The following is a 2,667-nucleotide window of genomic DNA, read 5'->3' on the forward strand; positions in this document are numbered from 1 at the left end:
GGACAGGGCCGTGGCGTCCTTCCGAATGAGGATGCAGTGCACCCTGCAGCGGCGTCCACTCGGCCTGTTACCTCCGAGGCCCCCGATGATCGACGCCTACCGGAATCTCGACATCCGACTGTTCAACCACGTCCGGCCCGGCCTGGACGGGGAGCGCTTCTGCGTGCAGGTCGATGCGTCGCCGGCCGGCGAGCAGGCCGTGCCGGAGGAGGTGTGCGTGCCGGCGGACCTGGCGCACCAGCTGGCCGCGCTCGACGCGCGCCGGCTCGGCGGCCAGCGCAGCGAGCTGGTCGCGCTCGGGCAGCGCATCGGCGGCCTGCTGCTGCCGCCGAAGGCGCGCAGCTTCTTCACGAACTCGCTGGCCAAGCTGGCACCGAACGAAGGGCTGCGGCTGCGCATCAAGTGCATCGCGACCGAGCTCGACGTCGTGCCCTGGGAGTTTGCCCATGTCGAGCGCGACCTCGACGGCGGCGGCGCGGCGCTCGGCCTGCGCGGCTTCCTGGTCGGCGACAGCCGGATCTCGGTGGTGCGCTACGAGGTGTGCTCGCAGCTGGCGGCCGCGGTGCAGGGCCGGCGCACCGGCTGCCGGCTGCTGGCCGTGCCGTGCGAGCCCGAGGACCGCCGCACGCCGGGCCAGCCGCTGCAGATCGACCAGGACCTGGACAACCTGCGCCAGGCGGTGGCCGCGGTCGGCGGCCTGGAGATGGCCGTGTGCCGGCCGGCCACGCGCGAGGCGCTGCAGCGGATGCTGCTCGACGGCACCGAGATCTTCCACTTCAGCGGCCACGGCGAGTTCAGGACGCCGGCCGACGGCGGCGCGCCGTCGGCCCACCTGGTGCTGCAGCGCGACGACGGCGCGAGCGACCCGTGGGAGGTCGATGCGCTGGCGCGCTCGCTGGCCTCCAAGGGCATCCGGCTCGCGGTGCTCGCGGCCTGCCAGTCGGCGCGCACCGACGGCCGCAACAAGTGGGCCGGTGTCGCGCCGTCGCTGGTGCGGGCCGGCATCCCGGCGGTGGTCGGCATGCAGTACTCGGTCTACGACGCGAGCGCGGTCGCGTTCTCGAAGATGCTGTACCTGGCGCTGTCGCGCGTCGACACCATCGACGAGGCGATGGCCGAGGCGCGCGGCGCCATCCTGAACCTGAACCTGCCGACCGGCCGCGATTTCGCGACGCCGGTGCTCTACATGCGCATCGCCGAGGGGCACGAGCTGGGGCTGCGGGCCGCGCTCGCGCTGCCTGCTGCCGCGCCGCCTGCCGCGCCGGCCGCCGCTGCCGCACGCACCGGCTCCAGCAGCGAAGTCGCCACCGTGCTGTCGGAGATCGCCGAGCTGTACGACCACAAGGTGGTGCACGATGCGCTGCACTCCACGCGCGGCGACCTCACGCTGATCCAGCTGCGGCGCGACGAGTTTCCCGCCGGCAGTTCGCTCGCGCAGTTCTCGGCGCACTGCCGCGACATGAAGAAGCGCCTGCTCGACGTGCGCCGCGTGGCGCAGCAGGAGCGCTGCGACGCGCAGCTGATGCAGCCGCTGATCGACGAGTTCGCCGCCGCGGTCGGCACGCTGGAGGAGGCGCTCGCCCAGCGCTCGGTCGAGCGGCTGGACGACGCGCTCGCCGCGCTCGACACGCTGCTGACGGTGCAGCCGGCACTGGTCGACACGACGATGGCCACGCTCGCCAAGCACCTCGACCTGGAGCTGCTGCTGGCCTTCCTGGGCGGCATGGGGGCCGATTTCGACGCGCGTGCGGTCGAGGAGATCCGCGCGCTGGGGGCCAGGCTGCGCAAGGGCGCCACGGTGCACACGCTGTGCCAGGGCCTGGACAACCGGCTCGCGGTGATCCGCAAGGCCGCCGAGGCGCAGCGCTTCCACGAGATCCGCCGCCAGTGGCGGGTGCTGTCGGACTCGATCACGCGCATGCTGCCCGACTGGACCTCGGCCGGCTGCGCCGACCTGGGCCGCCATGCCGAGCTGCTGGGCAGCGGCGTCGCGGCCAACGACGCGCTGTCGACCTGCACGGCCTTCGGCGAGTTCTGCGATGACTTCGACTACGGCTTCTACACCATCGATTCCGACCTGAAGCAGCTGTGCGGCGACATGAAGGACCGGGTGTCCGGCGGGCACCGCGCCTGAGCGGGCGGGGAATGGCGATGAACCAGCCGGACCGACTGCCGTTCCAGACGATCGCCGACTTCCAGGAGGTGCATGAGGCCTTGATGCTGCGGCTGGACCAGGTGGCGGTGGAAGCCGAAGCGCTGGCCGAGGGGGGCGCCGGCGCGGCCGACCCGGAGCGGCAGCAGCTGATCGGCATGTTCCCCGACGTCGCCGGGTTCCTGCAACGCGGCGCGGCCGGTGGCGCCTACCTGGACGAGACGAAGGAGCGCCGTGCCTGCCAGGCGATGCTCGACTACTGGGCCGGCCGCTGCTACAGCCACGGCCTGGACGTGGCGCGCCCGCTGCTCGCACCGCACGATGCGGCGCTGCTGCCGCAGCTGTCGGACGATGCCTGCCCCTACCTCGGGCTGGCGGCGTTCGGCGAATCGGATGCCAGGCACTTCTTCGGCCGCGACGACCCGATCGCCGCGCTGGTGGAGCGGCTGAAGCGGCAGCGGCTGCTGCTCGTCACCGGCGCGTCAGGCAGCGGCAAGTCGTCCCTGGTGCTGGCC

2 protein-coding genes are annotated in these 2,667 nt (G+C 72.8%); both read left to right on the forward strand.

Features of this window, described 5'->3' with window-relative positions; genetic code table 11:
• The first annotated feature begins 85 nt into the window (after window positions 1–85).
• Entirely contained in the window at window positions 86–2,134 is a 2,049-nt protein-coding gene (locus AC1D12_RS30450) for a CHAT domain-containing protein (RefSeq protein ID WP_465114999.1), read from the forward strand.
• A 17-nt stretch (window positions 2,135–2,151) separates the two neighbouring features.
• Window positions 2,152–2,667, forward strand: a 516-nt coding sequence (locus AC1D12_RS30455) for an nSTAND1 domain-containing NTPase (protein ID WP_477844968.1), incomplete at its 3' end; no start/stop codon positions are given.

It is taken from the genome of Rhizobacter sp. P1_G5, from assembly GCF_056405435.1.